This is a genomic window from Aestuariivivens insulae (assembly GCF_022662195.1).
Taxonomy (GTDB): Bacteria; Bacteroidota; Bacteroidia; order Flavobacteriales; family Flavobacteriaceae; genus Aestuariivivens; species Aestuariivivens insulae.
Genome location: NZ_JAKMCS010000001.1, coordinates 20,593 through 39,958, shown reverse-complemented (window position 1 = coordinate 39,958; position 19,366 = coordinate 20,593). Strand labels below are relative to the sequence as shown.

Here is a 19,366-nt window from a genome sequence, read left to right as displayed (position 1 = left end):
TACGCATACCAAAAAAATTACACGATGAGCGTTACATGTATCATTTTAACTAAAAAGAAAGTACAACGACCATGGGGTTCTTAGACACATTTATCAATGAGATTATTAGGTTTTCAGGTATATCAAAAGCCTTGGAGATTCTACAAACGGGTGAATATGGTACATTTCAAACTTTTGATGGTATAATAGCACTGGTTTACCCTATAATCCCATTGTTATTGGTTCTGGAGTTTATATTGGGTATTATTTACAAAAAGCCGAACACTAAGGTATATAAGGTCAATTTTCTGATTTACATATTCAACAGGTTCATCAGCAGGTTTATTGCCATAGCAATGGTCACTTTATGTATTGGACTCTTTCAAGAATATGCATTGTTTCAAACACACATGACCTGGTATTGGTTTATTTATGGATACATCATTTGGGAATTTGCACACTTTCTATATCATTATTGGGGGCATAAGGTTCGTCTTTTGTGGTGCCTACACTCAACACACCATGCACCAGAAAGTATGAACCTGTCCGTATCCTATGCACATTTTTTTTTGGAGGCTCCTTATGCAGATACCATCAGGACTACCATTTGTATCCTTATGGGCGTACAGCCAGAAATGCTTTTTTTAATAATGTTTGTAGATGGAACATATGGTGCCTTCATCCACGTTGGAGAAAATCTCATAAAAAAACCTCAATTCGGTGCTTTGAGTAAATTTATTCTTACCCCATCTCATCATCGGGTTCATCATGCTAAAAATCCCCTGTACATGGATATGAATTTTTGCAACCTCTTAAATATATGGGATCGAATTTTTAGGACCTATCAAGAGGAACAGGGTGATATTCCCATAGAATATGGAATAACCCGAGAAATGAATTCAGGTAACTTTATTGACGTATATTTTGGAGAGTTTATTGCCTTATATCAAGATGTTTTCAATGCACCTACACTAAAAGATAAAATCTTGTACATTTTTATGCCACCGGGTTGGAGTCACACCGGTGACCACAAAACATCTAAAGTCATTAGAGAAGTGTATTTGAAAAATAAAGCTAAAGCTGCAACCACGAAAATTGATAGCATTTCTTGAGCTTGAAAAACATCAAAAAAAGGTGCCTGACTAGATGCCTTGTCTTTGGAGAAATCAAAATGCTTGGTTGCTTTTACAAGTATTGAGCCTGACGCATTGAAGCATCAGGTGTAAAGTTATCATCCTATTGAAAATAAGTGGATGGACAATGTTCCTATCTATCCAAAACATAAGGGTAAGTTTTGCTTTCATCAATACGGGAGGATTACCCATTCCCAGAACTGTTCCAGGATCTTCTTTTCTAGAAATCGTGCCCAAATCATCTTAAATGCAACTGGGGGTATCCTAAGATTATGAACTTTGGAATCAATTCACACAATAATTAGACCGTTAAATTATATCAATTAGAAAGGACCCATAACTGGGTCCTAACTAACTAAACCAACTCGACCACATGCCGTTTAAAAACAACAGGATGTTTCCAATAACTATTCCCGCATGCTGTTATAAATTGTTACCCTTGACCTTTAACAACTGTAGGTAATCATCATTTTTTGCCAATAAAAAAGCTTTGCTCCCATCCGCTAGGTGAATGACATTTATTGATTTAACCTCCCCAGATATATGGATTCCAATCTCGTAAGGCATGAGTATCTCAAAATCTCCATTTCCTTTGCCCAATAGCACGATACCATAACTGGCATCATTTCTTGGTGTTTCAACTTCGGAACCATAAAGATTCCCTGCTGCTAAAACATCAAGTATTCCATCACCATTGAAATCACCTGTTTCAAAATCATTCATTGAGGAAAGCTGGGCCAGCAGTCCCAATCTTTTGAGTTTAAAAGTGCCATCACTCAAATTCTCCATATAGGCACTACCAAAATCCTCCACTTGGTACTGAGTTGCTTTTTCTATATGTTCTTTTGAATAGACTTCAATAAGATTGGCTTCGGCAAACGAATTATAATCCTTGAATTTCTTTTTTATAGCTGGAATTTGCTGAGAAGAACACTCCCTGCCCCTTACAGGGTACTGCACCCCGTTGTTATAGTAAGATAAAACTAGGTCTTCTTTATTATTGCCATCATAATCATATGCGTACAGTGAAAATGGCTCACCTTTTTTAGCTTTGTACTTGTAATTGTATCCCAGGTTGCCCATAATAAAATCCATATCTCCGTCTCCATCAAAGTCACCATTGACCATACCATACCACCATCCTTGAGTCTTATCTAGATTAACCTCTTGTTTATTATCAACAAATTTTCCATCAGTGTTCATTAAAAAAGTAATCGGCATCCATTCACCAATGAGCAGAAGATCTAAGGCATCGTCTTTGTCAATATCTATCCATTTTGCTTTGGTAACCATCCCCAAGCTATCCAAAACTGGTGCGATAATATTGGTGACATCGGTGAATTTTATTTTTCCATTCTTGCTGTCGTTTCTTAAAATTGTACTTCTCGGAGCTTTGGGATATTCCCGGGGCACTACCCTTCCAGCAACGAACAAGTCTAAATCACCGTCGCCATCATAATCTGCAGAAGTTACATAGCCGCCGCTTTCGGTCATCTTTGGCATTGTGTCAGAAGTAATATCTGTGAACCTTCCTTCGCCGCTATTAAGATAAAGCCTATCCTGATAGCCTTTATGATTCTTTGGATACTCATTTCCACCACTAACCACGTACAAATCTTTAAGTCCATCTCCATTGACATCGAAAAATAGTGCAGCAGTATCCTCTTGAAATTTAGCATTCTCCCAAGGCATGTTTTTCAGTGAAATAAATGTGCCGTCCAACTGTTGTACATAAAGTTTTCCAACATCGCCGTATGAAGCCCCTATAAAAAAGTCATCAAGTCCATCGTTATTGATATCACTTACCGATAATGCAGGTCCATATTCAGAAATATTATGTGGTAACAGTACTTGATATCTATAATCATCAAATGCATTTTCGGTGTGTTTGTGATGGAGACCAACTTTTTGGGTAACATCTTCAAAAAGTCCCTTATTTTTCTTTTGTTCCTTTTCTGTTTCTGTAATTGCAGAAGCAAGTTCATAATCCAACACCTTTGTTTGGTTTACTTTAACGTTTTCAAGCAAGTAGGTGTTTCCGTCCGGCCATTCCACTTTTATGCTTTTAATACCAGTACTGTTACCTAACCCAAAAATCAATTCTGCCGGAACAGAAGATTGAAACCCTCTTGTCATTGTAAGTTCTTGGTACTGGGTAATTGAATCATTGGTTACCCAAACTTTGGCGCCAATACCAAATGGATTGTTTTCAGGGCCCTTAAAACGAAACTTGATATAATTGCCCAAAGCATTTTCAACCGCTTGATTCTTGAACACACTAGCTATATCATTTAGATTACTGATAACAAGGTCCAAATCACCATCATTATCGAGATCGGCATAGGCGACCCCATTTGAAAAGCCTTTCTCGTAAATGCCCCATGCTTCCGACACTTCATTAAAAGTAAGGTCTCCCGAATTCTTATAAATCAAATTGGGGATTTTTTCCGAAGGCATTTGGGCGTTCAAGGCAACCTTATCTGCCGTACCCAAATCAATATCCTCTAAATTGATAAAAAAATCTTTGTTGTTGATTTCATAGCGTATTCCATTGGTCACCACCAAGTCTTTGTTACCATCAAAGTCAAAATCGGCGAAAAGCGGTCCCCAGCTCCAGTCTGTTGAATGAACTTGCGACAGGCGTGCTATATCTGAAAATAACGGAAGTCCCTGTTCATTTAACCCCATGTTCAATTGCAACATATTGGCCGAATATTGATGATGCATATTGTTCTCAACAATGCGATGAAACCTATCGGGGTCCATACTATCCATATTGGCCTTTGACCTTCTGTTATCGCCCGGAAGCATATCGGCCTGGAACAAATCCAGATATCCATCGTTATTGAAATCAGCAACATCGGTTCCCATCCCAAAATAGGCAGTATGTTTGGTCAACTCAAGATTATAGTCGGTAAAGGTGCCGTCTTGATTGTTGATGAGAAAATAATCTGGAGTAACAAAATCATTGGAGACATAAAGGTCCTGCCAGCCATCTTGGTTGTAGTCTCCAACAGATACTCCCAATGAAAGGCCGTATTTAGACAAATTTGCTTCTTCCGTAACATCGACAAAACCATTGCCTGTATTTTTATATAGTCTATCACTATCTTTATAAGGTACATTGTTTTGTTGGTAATACTTAAATTTTTGCATGTTCTGCCCCGCTGTGTTAATCGGATAATTAAGCACATAAAGGTCTTGGTCCCCGTCCCTGTCATAATCAAAGAAAACGGCCTGTGTACTATTACCCTCGTCAGCAACCCCGAACTTTTCCGCCATTTCGGTAAAAGTTGGCACACCTTCTTTATTGGCATCGTTAATGTAAAGGAGGTTTTTTGTGGTTTTCCATTTTCCTGAAACGCTAACATATATATCAAGCCATCCGTCTTGATTGGCATCACCCATGGTCACCCCGGTTACCCAACGGTCATCGGAACCAACACCTGCTTTAAGAGTAATATCCTCAAATTCAAAGTTGCCCTTGTTTAGGTATAACTTGTTTTCAACCATGTTACCGGTGAAATAGATGTCTTGCAGGCCGTCATTATTAATATCACCAATGGCGACACCTCCACCCATATAGATTTGAATGTATTCAAAGTAATTAACCGAATCGTTTTCCTGTAGCGTGTTGGTAAAATCAATCCCAGATTGTTTGGATAAAACCTTAGTAAATAATCTTTGTGTTATTAACTTTTCCTTGTCAGTTCGCCCACAATTGGTCAATAACAAGAAACCAATAAGCACACCTATACACTTTAATATTCTATCAACCACAATAATTTCTATTTAAGACATTGTAAAGTCACATTTAATGAGTTGTTAAGAACCACAGAACCACCTACTTGTACTATGTAGGTGGGTATCTGGGATTAAAAAAACTAAACTAACTCAAACTTCAGATTCTAATCATATCCTGGATTTTGTTCAATTCCAGTCCTGTTTATTTCATCCCTAGGAATTGGCAATAGATAGTAAAAATCACCTGGCCAAGGAGTACGTTGCTCCACCACTGGTCCATATTCAAAGGTAAGGGTACCACCATCTGACCAATCCTTTGTCACCGATGTCAAACCATTTACAGGATTCTGATCTATATTACCAGGCCCTGCTTTCCATCGGAGCAAATCCCAAAATCTATGGTCTTCCAAGGCCAGTTCCACTGCCCTTTCATTTCGATACACTTGAACGAGCTCATCACCGCTAGCCGTTACCGGCGGCATATCCACAGATGGTCTTGCCCTGACCATATTTATATAAGCTCTGGCCTCCTCTTCATTTCCAAGGGCAATTTGTATTTCTGCATAGTTGAGATACATCTCTGCCAATCTGATGAAAGTGGTAACGTTATTATAATCATGCTGAAAATCAGCTCTTGGACCGGTAAAATCCAATAGTTTATTGAAAATATACCCTGTCTGTATATTCCAGTGAAAAGGAGTACGGCCCTCTACCCAGTATGTCCTAGAATCACGACCAAAATCGAATAGGACCTGACCATTTATGGGATCTACCGCTGTTGGGTTTTCATTGGGTATATCCGGATTTGCATCCTCCCAATACTCATAGGTCCTTGTTGTAGACCTTCCTCCATCTATGAGGTTTACTGGAGCATCAGGATATAATATGTTCAAATAAAATCTTGGGTCCCGATTCACAAATGGATTTTGCGTATTGTATCCTGAAGCTGGATTTAATGTGAAATTCTCATCCAAATAAGGATATTCTCCATTGGTCATTTGGTGCATATTCACAAATTTTTGAGTGGGGACCTGTTTCTGCTGTGCATCAAACCCTGCTGGCCAAAAATCATAATTGTATCCCCAAGCTAATCCAAAAGCCCTTGATTCAGTACCATTTTGTATAGTGAACTCACGACCGAAGATGACCTCATCTTGTTTTATAGGTTCTCGCTGTACTTCTACATGATTCGGATGCAAACTATATCCAAGAGCAAAAACCGCTTCATGAGCTGCTTCGGCAGCCTGCCATTTTGAAATATCATTGGAAGGATTGTTCAATGGGCTTGCCATATATAATAACAATCTTGCTTTCAATGCTAGAGCCGCTCCTTGGCTGGCTCTTCCAGTCTCCATATCCTCCCCAGCCAATAATTCGGCACTTCTATCCAGCTCATCCAAAATAAATTGTGCAACTTCATCATAAGTGGCACGGGTTACAGGAGTGTCATCCGCTTCACCTAAACCAACTGAGTTTGTCAATAAAGGAACACCTCCATGATGTCGCAGTAGTTCAAAATAGATATAAGCTCTTTGAAAGGCTGATTCACCAGTCAGCACTCTTAATCGATCAGTATCCAAATCGGCTTCAGCTGTCTTTTCAAAGAAAACATTTATTCTTCTTAGGTAATTATAGGAATGAGACCATAGATGTCCGCCTTCACTTTGTATTTGTGTGAAATTTTCGGCCAAATCAGGTGTTAGGTTCCCTTCTCGATATTGAATCGCAGAGGCATTATAAATCAAAGTTTGATCTTGAAATGTGCCTATATCTGTCAACCCTATATACCCTCCTGCATCTGGGTTAAAATGCTGCCGTATTCCTCGATAGTTTCCATTTACATAATTCGTCAAAAATACTTCATCGGTGAAAACAGCATCTTCACTTATTCGATCCAATGGGGTCAATTCCAAAACGTCTTCCGAGCAAGAATTTAAACATAATACTACTATACCTAACATAATAGGCATGATAAGCTTCTCTGTTTTATTAATAATATTTTTCATGTCTATTTTTTTTAGAATCCTACGTTAAAACCTAAATTGATAGTACTCAATTGTGGAAAATCAAATCTGTTGGTAAACTCTGGATCACCCCGATCAAATTCGCCCAAAGCGTCGAAAATTGTAAAAATGTTAGTGGCGCTTAAATAAATTCTAAAACTATCAAAAGTGTTCATTTTATCTAATACGCTGTCAGGAATACTGTACCCTAAGGATGCCTGTTTCAACCTTAGATAATCAGCATTTCTCCACCAAAAGTCACTACTTGCGCCAGCATCTAAACCTGTTCTGAAGATTCTTGGAAACTCCGCATCTATATTATCTGGACTATATGTTCTATCAACGTAATAAGACAAATTATTTCCGCCACCACTGGCGTTAAACTCATTATTGATTTGCTTTTTAAACCTGCCCGCACCTTGTAAAAGCATACTCATATCAAAGTTTTTAAAGCGAGCTACAATATTCAATCCGTATTGGATTTCAGGAAACAACTTGGTATCAAACCTATACCTATCATCTCCATTAATAGTTCCGTCACCATTTAAATCAGCAAAAATTAAATTCCCGAGTCCAGCCCCTGGATAATTTACATTGTTGTCCAAATCTTCTTGAGTTCTATAAATACCGATTGCCTTATACAATAGACTTGAATTAAGCGGATTACCTTCGAGTTTTTGGAATTCCGACCCTTCCGCAGGGGGAACTTCATCAAAGAATTTCACCTTATTTCTAGCAAAGGTGAAATTTCCAGTAAAGCTAAGAGAGAAATCATCATTGTTTTTAATACTGTAAGTCACTTGCCCATCAAAGCCTTCATTAGCGAATTCCCCAATGTTCTCACTAGGAGGTATGATACCAAAAACATTTGGTATCGATGAATTTCTTGCCGCCAAAATATCGGTAGTGTTTTGCTTGAAATAATCAAAAGCAAAGCCTAATTTTCCATTAAATAAGGAACCTTCCAATCCAATATCAAAATTCTCTGTTTTTTCCCAAGTAATATTGCGGTTTGGAGCAACGTCTGGAACTAGTGTCTGCACATCTTGACCACCAATTACGTAGCCGCCTGAATTATCACCAAAACCAGATGGGAAACTAAAGGATTGTAAAAATTGAAACGGATCGACCCTATCGTTACCCAAGATGCCCCAAGATGCCCTCAGTTTTAAATCACTAAAAACCTCAGGAATGAAAGATTCTTCAGAAAGACGCCATCCTGCGGACGCCCCTGGGAAGAATCCAAATCGTTTTCCCTTGGGGAATATACTGGAACCGTCATATCTAAAATTAAACTGGAACAAATATTTGGAAAAAGCAGAATAAGAAACCCTGCCAAAATAATTTTGTCGAGAAGTTTCAGAAGCCGATCCATCGGTAACCCAATCGTCTTGATTAAGGCTACCAGCAAACAATTCATCTATTGCCGCTGAATCAAAATTAAGTCTTCCAGCTCGAAAGAAATTTCCCTTGCCTTCATTTTGCTCAAAAGCCACAAATGCTTTTAAATCATGATCTTTACCAAATCGCTTTTCATATTCCAGCCGAAAATTCAACGTTAACTGATTGGACTGCCTAAATGTTTGAATGAGACCAGGAGGTTCAATCGTTCTAGACTGTCTTCTAGCTACTTCACCATTCTCATCAAACTCATACCAAAACCAAGTAAAATCAAATGTTCTATCAATCCAATAGGAATGATCATAGGCGGCAAAACCCTTTGCAGACATTCCATCCAAAAGCCAAGGTAATTTCCAGTCCCAATTTATTTTGGCATTAAAAACATCATTGGTAAACCTTCCGTAACCTGGGCTTGTCACCCGGGCAGCGGGATTAAATTCCGAAAAACCAGATGCCGGTGTACTGGGATCTCCGTTGATAAAGGCCGGCAATAAAGGACTTGTTACAGCCAATTGGCTTCCAACTCCACCCGTATCCCCCTGTGGCCTTTGGGTAAATTTACGCCTAGCTTGAACATCAAACTGCAAATTAAGATTATCAGAAACATCTACATCAAGATTTGAGCGAAGGTTGAATTGCCTCAATTGTGTTTTATCGTCATTGACAGCCAAGGCACCTTGCCGCGCATGTCCAAAGGAAGCAAAATACTTGACCCTCTCGGAACCACCAGTCACATTAAGGGAATGCCTACTTTGCAATAATGTCCTACCTCCAACAATATCATTCCACCAATCAGTAGATTCCCTGGTACCATCTTGAAAGTCCTCAATCAATTCCTGTGGAAAAGAGGGATTCCTGCCATCCAATGCATCAGCAGTATTGTTTATTCTCATAAATTGCAATGCGTTGGCAACCCCTGGCTTACCAATGGGCCTAGAGAAACCTTGATCAAAACTGTAATTAAATTTGGCCTTCCCAACCCTACCACGTTTGGTCGTCACCAAAATTACACCACCAGCAGCCTGTGCACCATAAATAGCGGCAGAAGCATCCTTTAAGACCGAAATACTCTCTATATCACCACCATCAATTCTGTTCAAACCATCCGGATCCCTATTTGCTACCCCATCAATTACAATTAATACCGGTACGTTACCATTGAACGTACTCGAACCGCGCACTCTCAATTCTGAATCATCGAATCCAGGAGCAGCTCCTGACTGCTGCACAAAAAGACCTGGGATTTGCCCCTGCAAAGCATTCGAGGTTGAAATGGCAGGGGTTTGCTTCAATACAGGCCCTTCAAGTTGTGTAATGGCATTGGTAACTTCAGCTCTGGTCTGCGTCCCGTAACCAATGACAACGACCTCATCCAAAGATGCAATATCCTCTTCAAGTTTAACATCAATGGTTGTTGCGCTTCCAACCAACACTTCCGCGGACGCAAAACCGATATACGATATCACCAGAGTCGCACCTTGTGAAACATTGAGGGCATAATTGCCATCAAAATCGGTTTGGGTACCATTGGTCGTCCCTTTCTCAACAACAGATGCACCAGGTAGCGGAACACCCTCAGCGTCCGTAACCGTGCCACTTATTTGATTCTGAAAGACCACGTTTTTGAGTTCAAAAGAATTGATGGCGCTCGTTTCAGCATCGGAACCCATAGTTGCCATTGAATGGCCCCCATTTGCAAAAACACCGATACTGGTCAAAACAAAAAGCACCAAGAATAATCCATCAAGTACTTTTTTGTTGAATAAATAATTAAAGGTTGTTCCCATAATTTTCAGTTGTTAGTTATTTAAATGTTTGTTAGTCAAAAAAAACCATTACTGCTGAAGGTAAAAGCCTAATTAAGAATGAATTACAACTCAAAAGACTTTTGTGCGATGTCAAAATGAGACATTATAAACTATACAACTATAATAAGTGCACTGTCCAGCACAACCACCGCAAGTAATTGTTTCTGGGTGCAAGTTAAATTATGTACACCTTGTCATTTTCTGTTTTTTTAACCTCTTTTGAATGAATATTAACAATTAGACTCTTTATTTTTTATTAAATTGGAAATTATCTTTAATTTTATCTATCGAAAGTCATTTTGATTACACAAGAACTATAATATGAAAGCCTCATATATTAAGATTGCAGCGGAAAAGCAGAGTCAATTTTATTGTTCTTATCTTGACTTACCCCAATTTGACCACCCATGGCATTTTCATCCAGAAATGGAACTTACACTAATATTGGAGAGCAGCGGAATTCGATATGTCGGAGACAATACCTCCAGGTTCAAAGCAGGAGACCTAATTCTTCTAGGACCCAACGTACCCCATCTATGGCAAAACAGCAAGCCCGGCGAAGACCACACCTCAAGAAGCAGGGCATTAGTACTTCAGATTCAACCTGATTTTTTTTCCAGTGTTTTTAAGAGCTTAAATGGCTTGGAGCCCATTATCGAACTTTTCAAAAATGCGGATCGAGGGATTTCTTTTTCCCGTAATACAAGTAAAGCAATCACACCTTTATTTAAGGAAATACATGAGAAAACAGGACTGCGCAAATGGGCTGCTGTATTCACCCTAATGGCCCAACTCGCTGAAGTCAAAGATTATAAATTATTGGCAAGCACCGGTTATGTTCCGCAAATAACCAGTCAAGACTTTGATCTCATGAATAAAATCTTTAAATACGTGAGGGACAATATTGATTCTAAAATCACCCTTCAGGAAATGGCTGACCTTGCTTACTTGACCAAACATTCTTTCTGCCGTTTTTTTAAACAAAAAACAGGAAAGTCTTTCGTTACATTTCTGAATGAGTACCGTATCAATCACGCCAAAAGACTATTATTGGAGAGTAAATATCCTTCAATTAACGTAGTTGCTTTGAAATCTGGGTTTCCAAGCGTACAACATTTCAATTCAAAGTTTAAGGAGCTCAATAATGGCCTAACACCTTCAAAATTCGTTAAAAATCACCATGAAGTCGAAACAAAAACAAATCTTTGAAATAGGTTACCCCTTAGATTAAGAACACTTTTATAGAGAGTTAATATCCATTAATAAATCGACAATATCAGTTAACAATAGAGGTTGTTTAAGCTTTACTTTTATCTGCTAGTAATGTTAATTTCCTCAATCTTCAGATTCATCTATTAATGTATCCCAAAAGTGAAGGGAATTATCTGTCAGTTCATTTAAAGATAAACTATATTAAATTATGAATTTTACTCGTTCACTCGCATCAATTATTTTGTTTTTGTCTCTTTGCAATGGAGTCAATATTCACGCCCAAAGAAACTTGTCTTACGGAGAAGCATTTCTTTCTGGATATTTCGAAAAAATAAAAGGAGATGAAATACAATACCCCTCGGGAATCGAGGGAGTCCAAAAAGCACTTTTGACACGGGCCTCTACCGGAGACAAGGAAATCCAATGGAGAACTGTTGAGATCTCAAAAAACACAACAAGTGGCTCAACCACATTTGTTCATTACATAGGTTATGGCAATGGAAGGCCTGGAACCACTTTTGATTTCTATGTTAATGACCATAAAAAAGGACAGATAGTGCTTCCGAAGTCCGATAAAGATAATTGGCGGGTTCCATTGAATGGAGGTGAGAGTTTGGAGTTCATTAAATCATACACTGATGGAAACGGAGATCGCTATGGATACCTTTATTATTCCGTCCCGAACATAAATTTGGAAAAAGGAGCATCCTTGAAACTAGGAATTACCGGGACTAGACAAAATACATCAACGTGGTTTATGGTTTTTAAGCGTAATTTGACGGAAGGTATCGATGTCACTCCGCTACCGGCAATATTGTCGAAAAACAATCAAAGAAATCAATTGGTATCGGTTGAAATCACCTATCTAAGAAAACCTGTAACAGCAAAATTGAGCATCGACGGCACCACTAAAAAAACTTTTGATCTTAAACCTGGGATACAAACTGTTGAAGTTGCTCTTCCCGTAAGCAAAAAAAACAAACGGATAAAGGTGACCTTGGATATAGATTCCAAGAAATTATCTCAAACCGTTACGCTAAAACCTGTCAAAAAATGGAAAGTAAACTTTGTCCAACATTCACATACAGATATTGGTTACACCAGGTCCCAAACGGAAATTTTGGCCGAACACCCCAGGTACATTGATTATGCACTCGATTATTGTGATGCCACAGATGATTTTCCAGAAGCATCAAAATTTAGATGGACATGCGAAGCATCATGGGCGGTAGATGAATTTTTGAACAGTAGGTCCCAGAAACAAATTGACAGGCTGAAAAAAAGAATTCAGGAAGGTAGGATTGAAGTCACAGGGATGTATTTCAACTTTAATGAGCTTCCAGACGAACAATCTTTGGCCGCCTCTCTGGAACCCATAAAAAACATTTCTGATAAAGGAATTAAAATAACGTCTGCAATGCAAAATGACGTAAATGGCATTGCATGGTGCATGAACGATTATTTTAATTCATTGGACATAAAATATTTGACCATGGGAACCCATGGTCACAAAGCACTGATATCCTTTGATACACCATTGGCTTTTTGGTGGGTATCGCCTTCCGGAAAGAAGATGTTAACCTTCAGGGCAGAACATTACATGCACGGAAATACCTTTGGTATACATACAGATGATTTTCAAGGGTTTGAAAAGGGGTTACTGAACTATTTAATAAAGTTGGAGGAAAGAGGTTATCCCTATGATATAACTGCCATACAGCATTCCGGTTTCATGACCGACAATTCACCTCCATCAATGAAAGCCAGTGCCCTGATCAAAGAATGGAATGAAAAATACGATTGGCCAAAAATCAAAACGGCTGTAGCAAGTGATTTTTTTGAAGAATTTGAATTGAAGAACGGTGATCAACTTCAAGAAGTACAAGCGCATTGGCCGGATTGGTGGACCGATGGTTTTGCATCCGGTGCCAGAGAGGTTGCTGCCACAAGAAATGCACATGTTGACCTTATTTCAGGACAGGGTGGACTTGCGATGGCCAAACTATTAGGGTCTAAAATGCCACAGGGTTTAGATCAACGAATTTTTGAAGCCAATAAAGCCCTGCTCTTCTACGGTGAGCACACCTTTGGAGCACAGGAAAGTGTAAGCCAACCTTATAGCAAGGCAACTATGGAACAAAGAGAGATAAAAGAATCCTATGCGTGGGAAGCCTCACGAAGAGCAAGTATGATAAGTGAGGAAGCAATTGGGCTGTTGAGTGAATATATTGGTAAAACCAATAATCCATCCTTGGCTGTCTTCAACACCCTAAACTGGCAGCGAGAAGGGTTAGTGCAGATTTTTATTGATCACCAACAAGTACCTCCCGGAAAAAAAATAAGGTTAAAAGATGAAAATGGGAAAGTCTACCCTGCTCAGGTTCTTAAACCATGGCACGGTGGTACCTACTGGGTGGCATGGGTTGATGATATCCCTCCGTTCGGATATAGAAAATTTGAGCTAGATGTTTATCAGGAAGAACATTCGCATTCCCACGGTATAGGTGCAGACCACACACATGACAATGGAATGAATTATGAGGATAAAGGAGATATTCTTCAATTGGATAACCCGTGGTATTCTATACAAATCAACAAAAAACAAGGAGTAATAAATCAAATATATGATAAAGATATTGCCAAAAACATTGTTGATGAAGATTCAAAGTACAGCATCGGTGAATTTATTCTTGAAAAGCTGGGAGACCGTGATCAACTCTTCAGTAAAAGAACCATAAATGGAGAAAGTTATGGCCCATTAACCAATTATACTAGACAGTCGCTTGACAGTGTCTGGCTTTCAGAGATCAAGGAAGGTGAGATTTGGAATACCATAAAATTTAGAGGCAAAACAGAGACGGCGTATGACCATAATGATGCATTTCTATTTGAAATCCGACTTTTTAAAACGACCAAAAGAATTGACTTCGCTTATGAGCTAAAGAAAAAGCCGATTACAGATCCTGAAAGTTTCTACATTTCATTCCCTTTTGAATTGGATAAAGGAAAAATTCACTTTGAAATATCAGGGGGAGCCATGGAAGCTGGAGTTGATCAGGTTCCAGGATCGGCAAACGATTGGAATACGGTGCAGAACTTCATCCAAATAAAAAATAATGATGAACAAATTGTACTGGTCTCACCTGAAGCACCCATTATGCAATTTGGAGCAATCAATACTGGTCGTTTCGAATATAAGGGAGTACCTCAAAGCAATAATCTTTTTAGTTGGCCGATGAACAACTACTGGACTACCAATTTCAATGCCGATCAGAGAGGCATGTATACCTGGACTTATCAATTGACAAGTATGGATAAAAACAGTGATAAAGAAGCAGCGAAATTTGGTTGGGGTAGTCGTGTTCCATTTTTATCCAGGGTAATACCTGGAAGTCCAATAGAAAAGAAAGCGATAAATTCCTTGTCAGTACTTTCGAATATACCAGACAATGTGCTTCTAATCAACGCAAGACCCTTAGAAAAGGAACGAGGAATACTAATCCATTTAAGAGAATTGACCGGAAAAAGAAGCTCCTTCTTACCAAAGATTCTATCCAATAAATCAGTGGAATATTATGAAGCCAATGTTGTTGGTGAAAAACTAAAAAAGGTATCTAATATTGAACTAGAAGGCCTTGAAAGCAAGTTTTATCATATTACTTGGGAGTAAGCTTATAAGAAATAGAGAATGCAAACCTGAAAAGTCCGTTGTAAGGCTTTTCAGGTTTGTCTTCATTTAGTGTTCAGCCACAAGTTATCAATATCAAAAAAATGTGAGTTCAACTTCTGCAAAAGGCCCTTATGTCCATAGAGTTGGCTCATGGGACAAAGCAAAATAAACAACAAGAATATATTATGCCTATTGAAGAATACAGACACCGAGGTCAAGGATATGAACCTTATTTAATTGGCCCACGATGGCAGGTAGCACAACTCAATTACATGCCTGAACTTTCACCCGATGCCATCACTAAAATCGATGTTCACCACAAAACCGATGAGACTTTTTTATTAATGGCTGGCCAAGCAGTTTTGATTGGAGCTGAAATCCACCAAAACAAAGTGCAATTTACAGTTGTAAACATGGAACCAAAGGTTTTGTATAATATCCCAAAAGGATGTTGGCACAATATAGCACTTTCCGAAGACGCTGAAATTTCAATTACCGAAAATGCCAATACACATCTGGGAGACTTTGATTTTTACCAACTTAGTAGACCAGAACAGAAAGAATTGAAAAAACTAATCAAATCTGTTTGGAAAAGTAAAGACTCACTTGCCAGTAAGGTAAAATAACAATGGTGTAATTAGCCAAAATTATACTTACTTGATGTGTTCTCTCTTTTACACCTTTTCTTAAATTATTCCAATCCATCAACTGCGAGGCTTTGCGTGAAATAATTGCCCTTCTTATCATTACGAAGAAATATAAAAGGAACAACATATTTTAAGCAGGATACCGTTTTAAAACTGAGCAAAAATCACCCCCAAACAGTTTTAGACGCCTTTACGTTCTCTATAATCCCTCTGAATCTAAATAAACTACCTAAGTAGAGGTTGGTGTCCCTATTCCGGTCTTCCATATTAAAATCCCTATAATCAAGATAAAATAAAAAATTATGAGAATAATATGTATTTATTTTATGAATATAAAATATGATTGGTTCACATCCTTATCTGAAAACCTACATCCAAAATAATGCCCGCCTAGGCCTAAATTACGCACCGGCTGCCGCTTAAGGTTACAAAGTTTTGATTCATTACTTCAATTATTTGTAAATTATCAACCTACTTTTTGTGTAATCACATGTATCGTGGAAGAGAGGTAAGTCCTCCATCTACTTTCAAGTCATCACCAGTTATAAAACTTGACTCATCCGATGCCAAAAATACAGCAGTCAGTGCTACTTCAATTGGTTCTCCAAAACGTAACATTGAGGCTTGAAATTCAGAGCCCTTCACGTAATCCTCTCCTTCAGTTTTTATTCTTTCCTCTGCCATAGGTGTTAAAATGGCACCAGGAGATATCGTGTTAAAACGTATATTCATATCTCCAAACTGTCCTGCCAATTGGGTCGTCATTGAAATCATACCTCCTTTTGCAGTAGCATAGGCAGTCCAGTCATTCCAACTCCTGTGGGCTTGACCGGATGCTATATTAATCACACTGCCATTTCTGTTGGAAATCATGGAGGGCAAACAGGCCTTGATACATCTGAAGACACCCTTGAGATTAATGTTCATCAAATAATCCCAATCCTCCTCCGACATCTCCATAATATTACCTGAAATGGACACTGCCGCGTTGTTCACCAGCACATCAACCCTTCCATATTTATCTAAGCAATAATCCACCGTTTGATTTACTGAGTTCATCTTGCCAACATCACAAGCCAAAGCAACCGCTTGATGCCCTTCTTTTACGATTTTTTTTGCTTCCCTACTACATTTTTCATTATTGATGTCCGCCATCACCACAATAGCTCCTTCTTTTGCAAATGACTGGCTTATCGCAAGGCCAATTCCGTCAGCAGCACCTGTAACAATGCTCACTTTATTTTTTAATCTATCCATTTCAATTTCTATTTAACCAATATTTTTCGATATTCTCCAAAGTTTTCCCCTTTGTTTCTGGCAATAATTTCGCAGAAATAAAAATTGCAGGAACCAAAAAGGCAGCAAAAAGCCAAAATGTTCCATAGGGTTTTAGGTTCTCCAATAACCAGGGTGTCATTTGTCCAACAAAGGTCGCTCCTACCCATACGGCCATTGTTGCTATGGACATGGCTGCCCCACGTACCTTTAGGGGGTAGATTTCTGACAATAGGACCCATAGAACCGGTCCAAAGGAAAATGAAAAACAAGCGAGAAAGGTAAGTATGAATATCATAAGCAAATAATTATTATTGACCTGCAAGAAAAACAAAGAACCAACGAAAATCAATGATACCATCATGCCTAATATTCCATATATCAATAAGGGCTTTCGACCCATAGCGTCAATTTTCCATAGGGCCAAAAAAGTGAATATTACATTGACAAACCCAATGAGAACTTGACTTCCGAGAGCCTCGCTTAATTCAAAGCCACCTTCTTCCAAAATCTTAGGCCCATAATAAATAATGGCATTGATTCCACTAACCTGGCTCAATAATGCCAATGATATTCCAATGATCATTGCAAGTGAGAAAGGACCGGACGAGAGGGACTTAAAACCATTAGATTTTTTGGACAAAATTTCTTCGATGTTGCGTATTTCACGATCAGCTTCCATTGATGTGAGAAAGCGAACCATAATATTTTTTGCCTCTGCATGCCTACCTTTCATCGCTAACCATCTGGGACTTTTCGGAATGCCGAACAGTAACAATAGAAATATAAATGCTGGTATGGTCTCGCTTCCAAGCATAGCCCTCCAGACTTCATCGATGAATATTTTTTTTATAGCCATGGTTCTTGATTCCAAATATTCCGATGTAGATAGTGATAGTAAATAGGCATTTACAAAATAAGCGGTCAAAATGCCCAATGTTATGGCCAGCTGATATAAGGATACTAACCTACCTCGACTCTTGGCAGGAGCTACCTCGGATATGTACAATGGAGATATCATGGAGGCCACACCTACACCAATACCCCCGATAAGCCGATAAATGACTAGACCTTTGAAGGAAACTGAAATTACGCAACCAACGGCGGACAAAGCAAATAATATGGCAGACATCAACAACATATTTTTTCGTCCATATCTATCACTCAGTAAACCTGCCACAACGACCCCAAGAATTGTACCCACAAGTGCGGAGCTTACATACCATCCTTCCATGACCGTATTGAGGTCGAATTGTGATTTCACAAAACCAATTGTTCCTGAAATAATGGCCGTATCATACCCGAACAAAAATCCCCCCAGGGCGGCGATCATGGCTAAAAAAGTAACTTTATTTTTCATTTTAACGGTTTATTTGTTGAGCTTGATTCTTGTTTGAAGTATCATCTAATACTCTAAATGGTTTTCGTTTACCTAATTTGGCTTATTCTCAATCTTAATCCAGAGCCGCCATAATACCCTTGATATAACCAATAGTGAAAGACCTACCTCTTTCTTCCCAAGACCCGTCACCTATAATTTTAGGTACATGACCGGGCATTATCATACCTTTGAAACCAACTTCCTTGAACTTCTTCAGCACAGATACAGGATCATAATACCCTGGCATATCAACGAAGACCTCGTTAAATTTATGGTTATTGACCAGAGAATTGGAAACTGTTTGAAAATGTACATATATTAACTTGTCCTGCTTTGCAAAATATTCTGTTACTGCGTTAATATCCTCTCCCATTTCAGAAAAATTGCCTAAACAGTATTGCAGGCCGTGATTATCACTTTTTACCAATTCCATAGCCTTTTTATACGCCTCAAAACTCCTGAACAACTGGGGTACTCCAGCCAAACTTGGTACCGGTGGATCGTTTGGGTGTAGTGCCAAGGTGACACCGGCCTTTTCTGCAACAGGCAATACACCTTCTAGAAAATACTGATAATAATCCCACATTTCTTCTTCTGAAAAAACACGGCCATGAGAAAGGGGAGCATTCTTAAAATCATTAAGGTTCACACTCATGGCTTGAGCCCCACCCCTAATTCTATATGTAGTGGATGATCGCCATACGCCTGTTGGTGTCCATGCATAACCCAAAACCGGAATCCCAGCACTGCCCATGTTTGAAATGGTTTCCTGAACGTGTTTCAATTGTTCTTCCCTACCTGGTTGACCTGTCATGATTTTATCATAGAAGGTCCAAGGCATATTTTCTAACGCGAGTAATCTTATACCTGCATTTTCCACTGTATTGCGGAGCATGAGCATATCTTTATATTCCCATTGATAGTCCCCGGGTAGGGGTAAGGAATCAAAGTTGGTGTCAATAAGGTTATTCCTGTACATGTTTAAAATGATATCGTCCACGCCTAATTGCTTAATAAGGGTAAGTTTCTCTTCGGTAGGGTGCATAAATGAGCCAAAACCAGGGCGCATTGGGAGATTGGCCCATTTTTCTGATTTTAGTAGTCTTTTCATAG

The 19,366-nt window shown here is 38.8% G+C and carries 10 protein-coding genes; 4 read left to right on the top strand and 6 right to left on the bottom strand.

Features of this window, described 5'->3' with window-relative positions:
- Nucleotides 1–71: 71 nt before the first annotated feature.
- Complete coding sequence (locus tag MR062_RS00120) at nucleotides 72–1,091, top strand: sterol desaturase family protein (RefSeq protein ID WP_242202019.1); 1,020 nt, start codon at nucleotides 72–74, stop codon at nucleotides 1,089–1,091.
- A gap of 444 nt (nucleotides 1,092–1,535) precedes the next feature.
- Here MR062_RS00120 and MR062_RS00115 read toward each other — a convergent pair whose 3' ends face one another.
- The 3 genes from MR062_RS00115 to MR062_RS00105 all read right to left on the bottom strand — a co-directional run bounded on the left by MR062_RS00115 (nucleotide 1,536) and on the right by MR062_RS00105 (nucleotide 10,047).
- Nucleotides 1,536–4,892, bottom strand: coding sequence for a VCBS repeat-containing protein (locus MR062_RS00115; protein ID WP_242202018.1), 3,357 nt, complete (start codon nucleotides 4,890–4,892; stop codon nucleotides 1,536–1,538).
- A gap of 128 nt (nucleotides 4,893–5,020) precedes the next feature.
- Nucleotides 5,021–6,862, bottom strand: coding sequence for a RagB/SusD family nutrient uptake outer membrane protein (locus MR062_RS00110; protein WP_242202017.1), 1,842 nt, complete (start codon nucleotides 6,860–6,862; stop codon nucleotides 5,021–5,023).
- 11 nt (nucleotides 6,863–6,873) lie between these two features.
- The gene (locus MR062_RS00105; protein WP_242202016.1) at nucleotides 6,874–10,047 is read right to left on the bottom strand and encodes a SusC/RagA family TonB-linked outer membrane protein; all 3,174 of its coding nucleotides are present in this window, start codon (nucleotides 10,045–10,047) and stop codon (nucleotides 6,874–6,876) included.
- Between the two features lie 342 nt (nucleotides 10,048–10,389).
- On the opposite strand from MR062_RS00105, the gene MR062_RS00100 reads away from it, so the two are divergent.
- The 3 genes from MR062_RS00100 (at nucleotide 10,390) to MR062_RS00090 (ending at nucleotide 15,576) form a co-directional block, all read left to right on the top strand.
- Entirely contained in the window at nucleotides 10,390–11,277 is an 888-nt protein-coding gene (locus MR062_RS00100; RefSeq protein WP_242202015.1) for an AraC family transcriptional regulator, read from the top strand.
- A gap of 211 nt (nucleotides 11,278–11,488) precedes the next feature.
- Complete coding sequence (locus tag MR062_RS00095; RefSeq protein WP_242202014.1) at nucleotides 11,489–14,950, top strand: glycoside hydrolase family 38 N-terminal domain-containing protein; 3,462 nt, start codon at nucleotides 11,489–11,491, stop codon at nucleotides 14,948–14,950.
- Between the two features lie 131 nt (nucleotides 14,951–15,081).
- Nucleotides 15,082–15,576, top strand: coding sequence for a hypothetical protein (locus MR062_RS00090; protein WP_242202013.1), 495 nt, complete (start codon nucleotides 15,082–15,084; stop codon nucleotides 15,574–15,576).
- 507 nt (nucleotides 15,577–16,083) lie between these two features.
- Here the strand turns inward: MR062_RS00090 and MR062_RS00085 are convergent.
- From MR062_RS00085 to MR062_RS00075, 3 genes are all read right to left on the bottom strand, one after another.
- Nucleotides 16,084–16,854: an SDR family NAD(P)-dependent oxidoreductase gene (locus MR062_RS00085; protein WP_242202012.1), complete on the bottom strand. Its 771-nt coding sequence runs from the start codon at nucleotides 16,852–16,854 to the stop codon at nucleotides 16,084–16,086.
- Nucleotide 16,855: 1 nt separating this feature from the next.
- Nucleotides 16,856–18,232, bottom strand: coding sequence for a sugar porter family MFS transporter (locus MR062_RS00080; protein ID WP_242202011.1), 1,377 nt, complete (start codon nucleotides 18,230–18,232; stop codon nucleotides 16,856–16,858).
- Between the two features lie 94 nt (nucleotides 18,233–18,326).
- Nucleotides 18,327–19,364 (bottom strand): mannonate dehydratase, encoded by a 1,038-nt coding sequence (locus MR062_RS00075; RefSeq protein WP_242202010.1) that lies wholly within the window; start codon nucleotides 19,362–19,364, stop codon nucleotides 18,327–18,329.
- Nucleotides 19,365–19,366: the final 2 nt, after the last annotated feature.

What these genes read in the sequence shown, in the direction of transcription:
- MR062_RS00120 (WP_242202019.1), top strand. Translation starts at nt 72, where the DNA reads ATGGGGTTCTTAGACACATTTATCAATGAGATTATTAGGTTTTCAGGT.
- MR062_RS00110 (WP_242202017.1), bottom strand. Translation starts at nt 6,862, where the DNA reads ATGAAAAATATTATTAATAAAACAGAGAAGCTTATCATGCCTATTATG.
- MR062_RS00105 (WP_242202016.1), bottom strand. Translation starts at nt 10,047, where the DNA reads ATGGGAACAACCTTTAATTATTTATTCAACAAAAAAGTACTTGATGGA.
- MR062_RS00100 (WP_242202015.1), top strand. Translation starts at nt 10,390, where the DNA reads ATGAAAGCCTCATATATTAAGATTGCAGCGGAAAAGCAGAGTCAATTT.
- MR062_RS00095 (WP_242202014.1), top strand. Translation starts at nt 11,489, where the DNA reads ATGAATTTTACTCGTTCACTCGCATCAATTATTTTGTTTTTGTCTCTT.
- MR062_RS00090 (WP_242202013.1), top strand. Translation starts at nt 15,082, where the DNA reads ATGTCCATAGAGTTGGCTCATGGGACAAAGCAAAATAAACAACAAGAA.
- MR062_RS00085 (WP_242202012.1), bottom strand. Translation starts at nt 16,854, where the DNA reads ATGGATAGATTAAAAAATAAAGTGAGCATTGTTACAGGTGCTGCTGAC.
- MR062_RS00080 (WP_242202011.1), bottom strand. Translation starts at nt 18,232, where the DNA reads ATGAAAAATAAAGTTACTTTTTTAGCCATGATCGCCGCCCTGGGGGGA.
- MR062_RS00075 (WP_242202010.1), bottom strand. Translation starts at nt 19,364, where the DNA reads ATGAAAAGACTACTAAAATCAGAAAAATGGGCCAATCTCCCAATGCGC.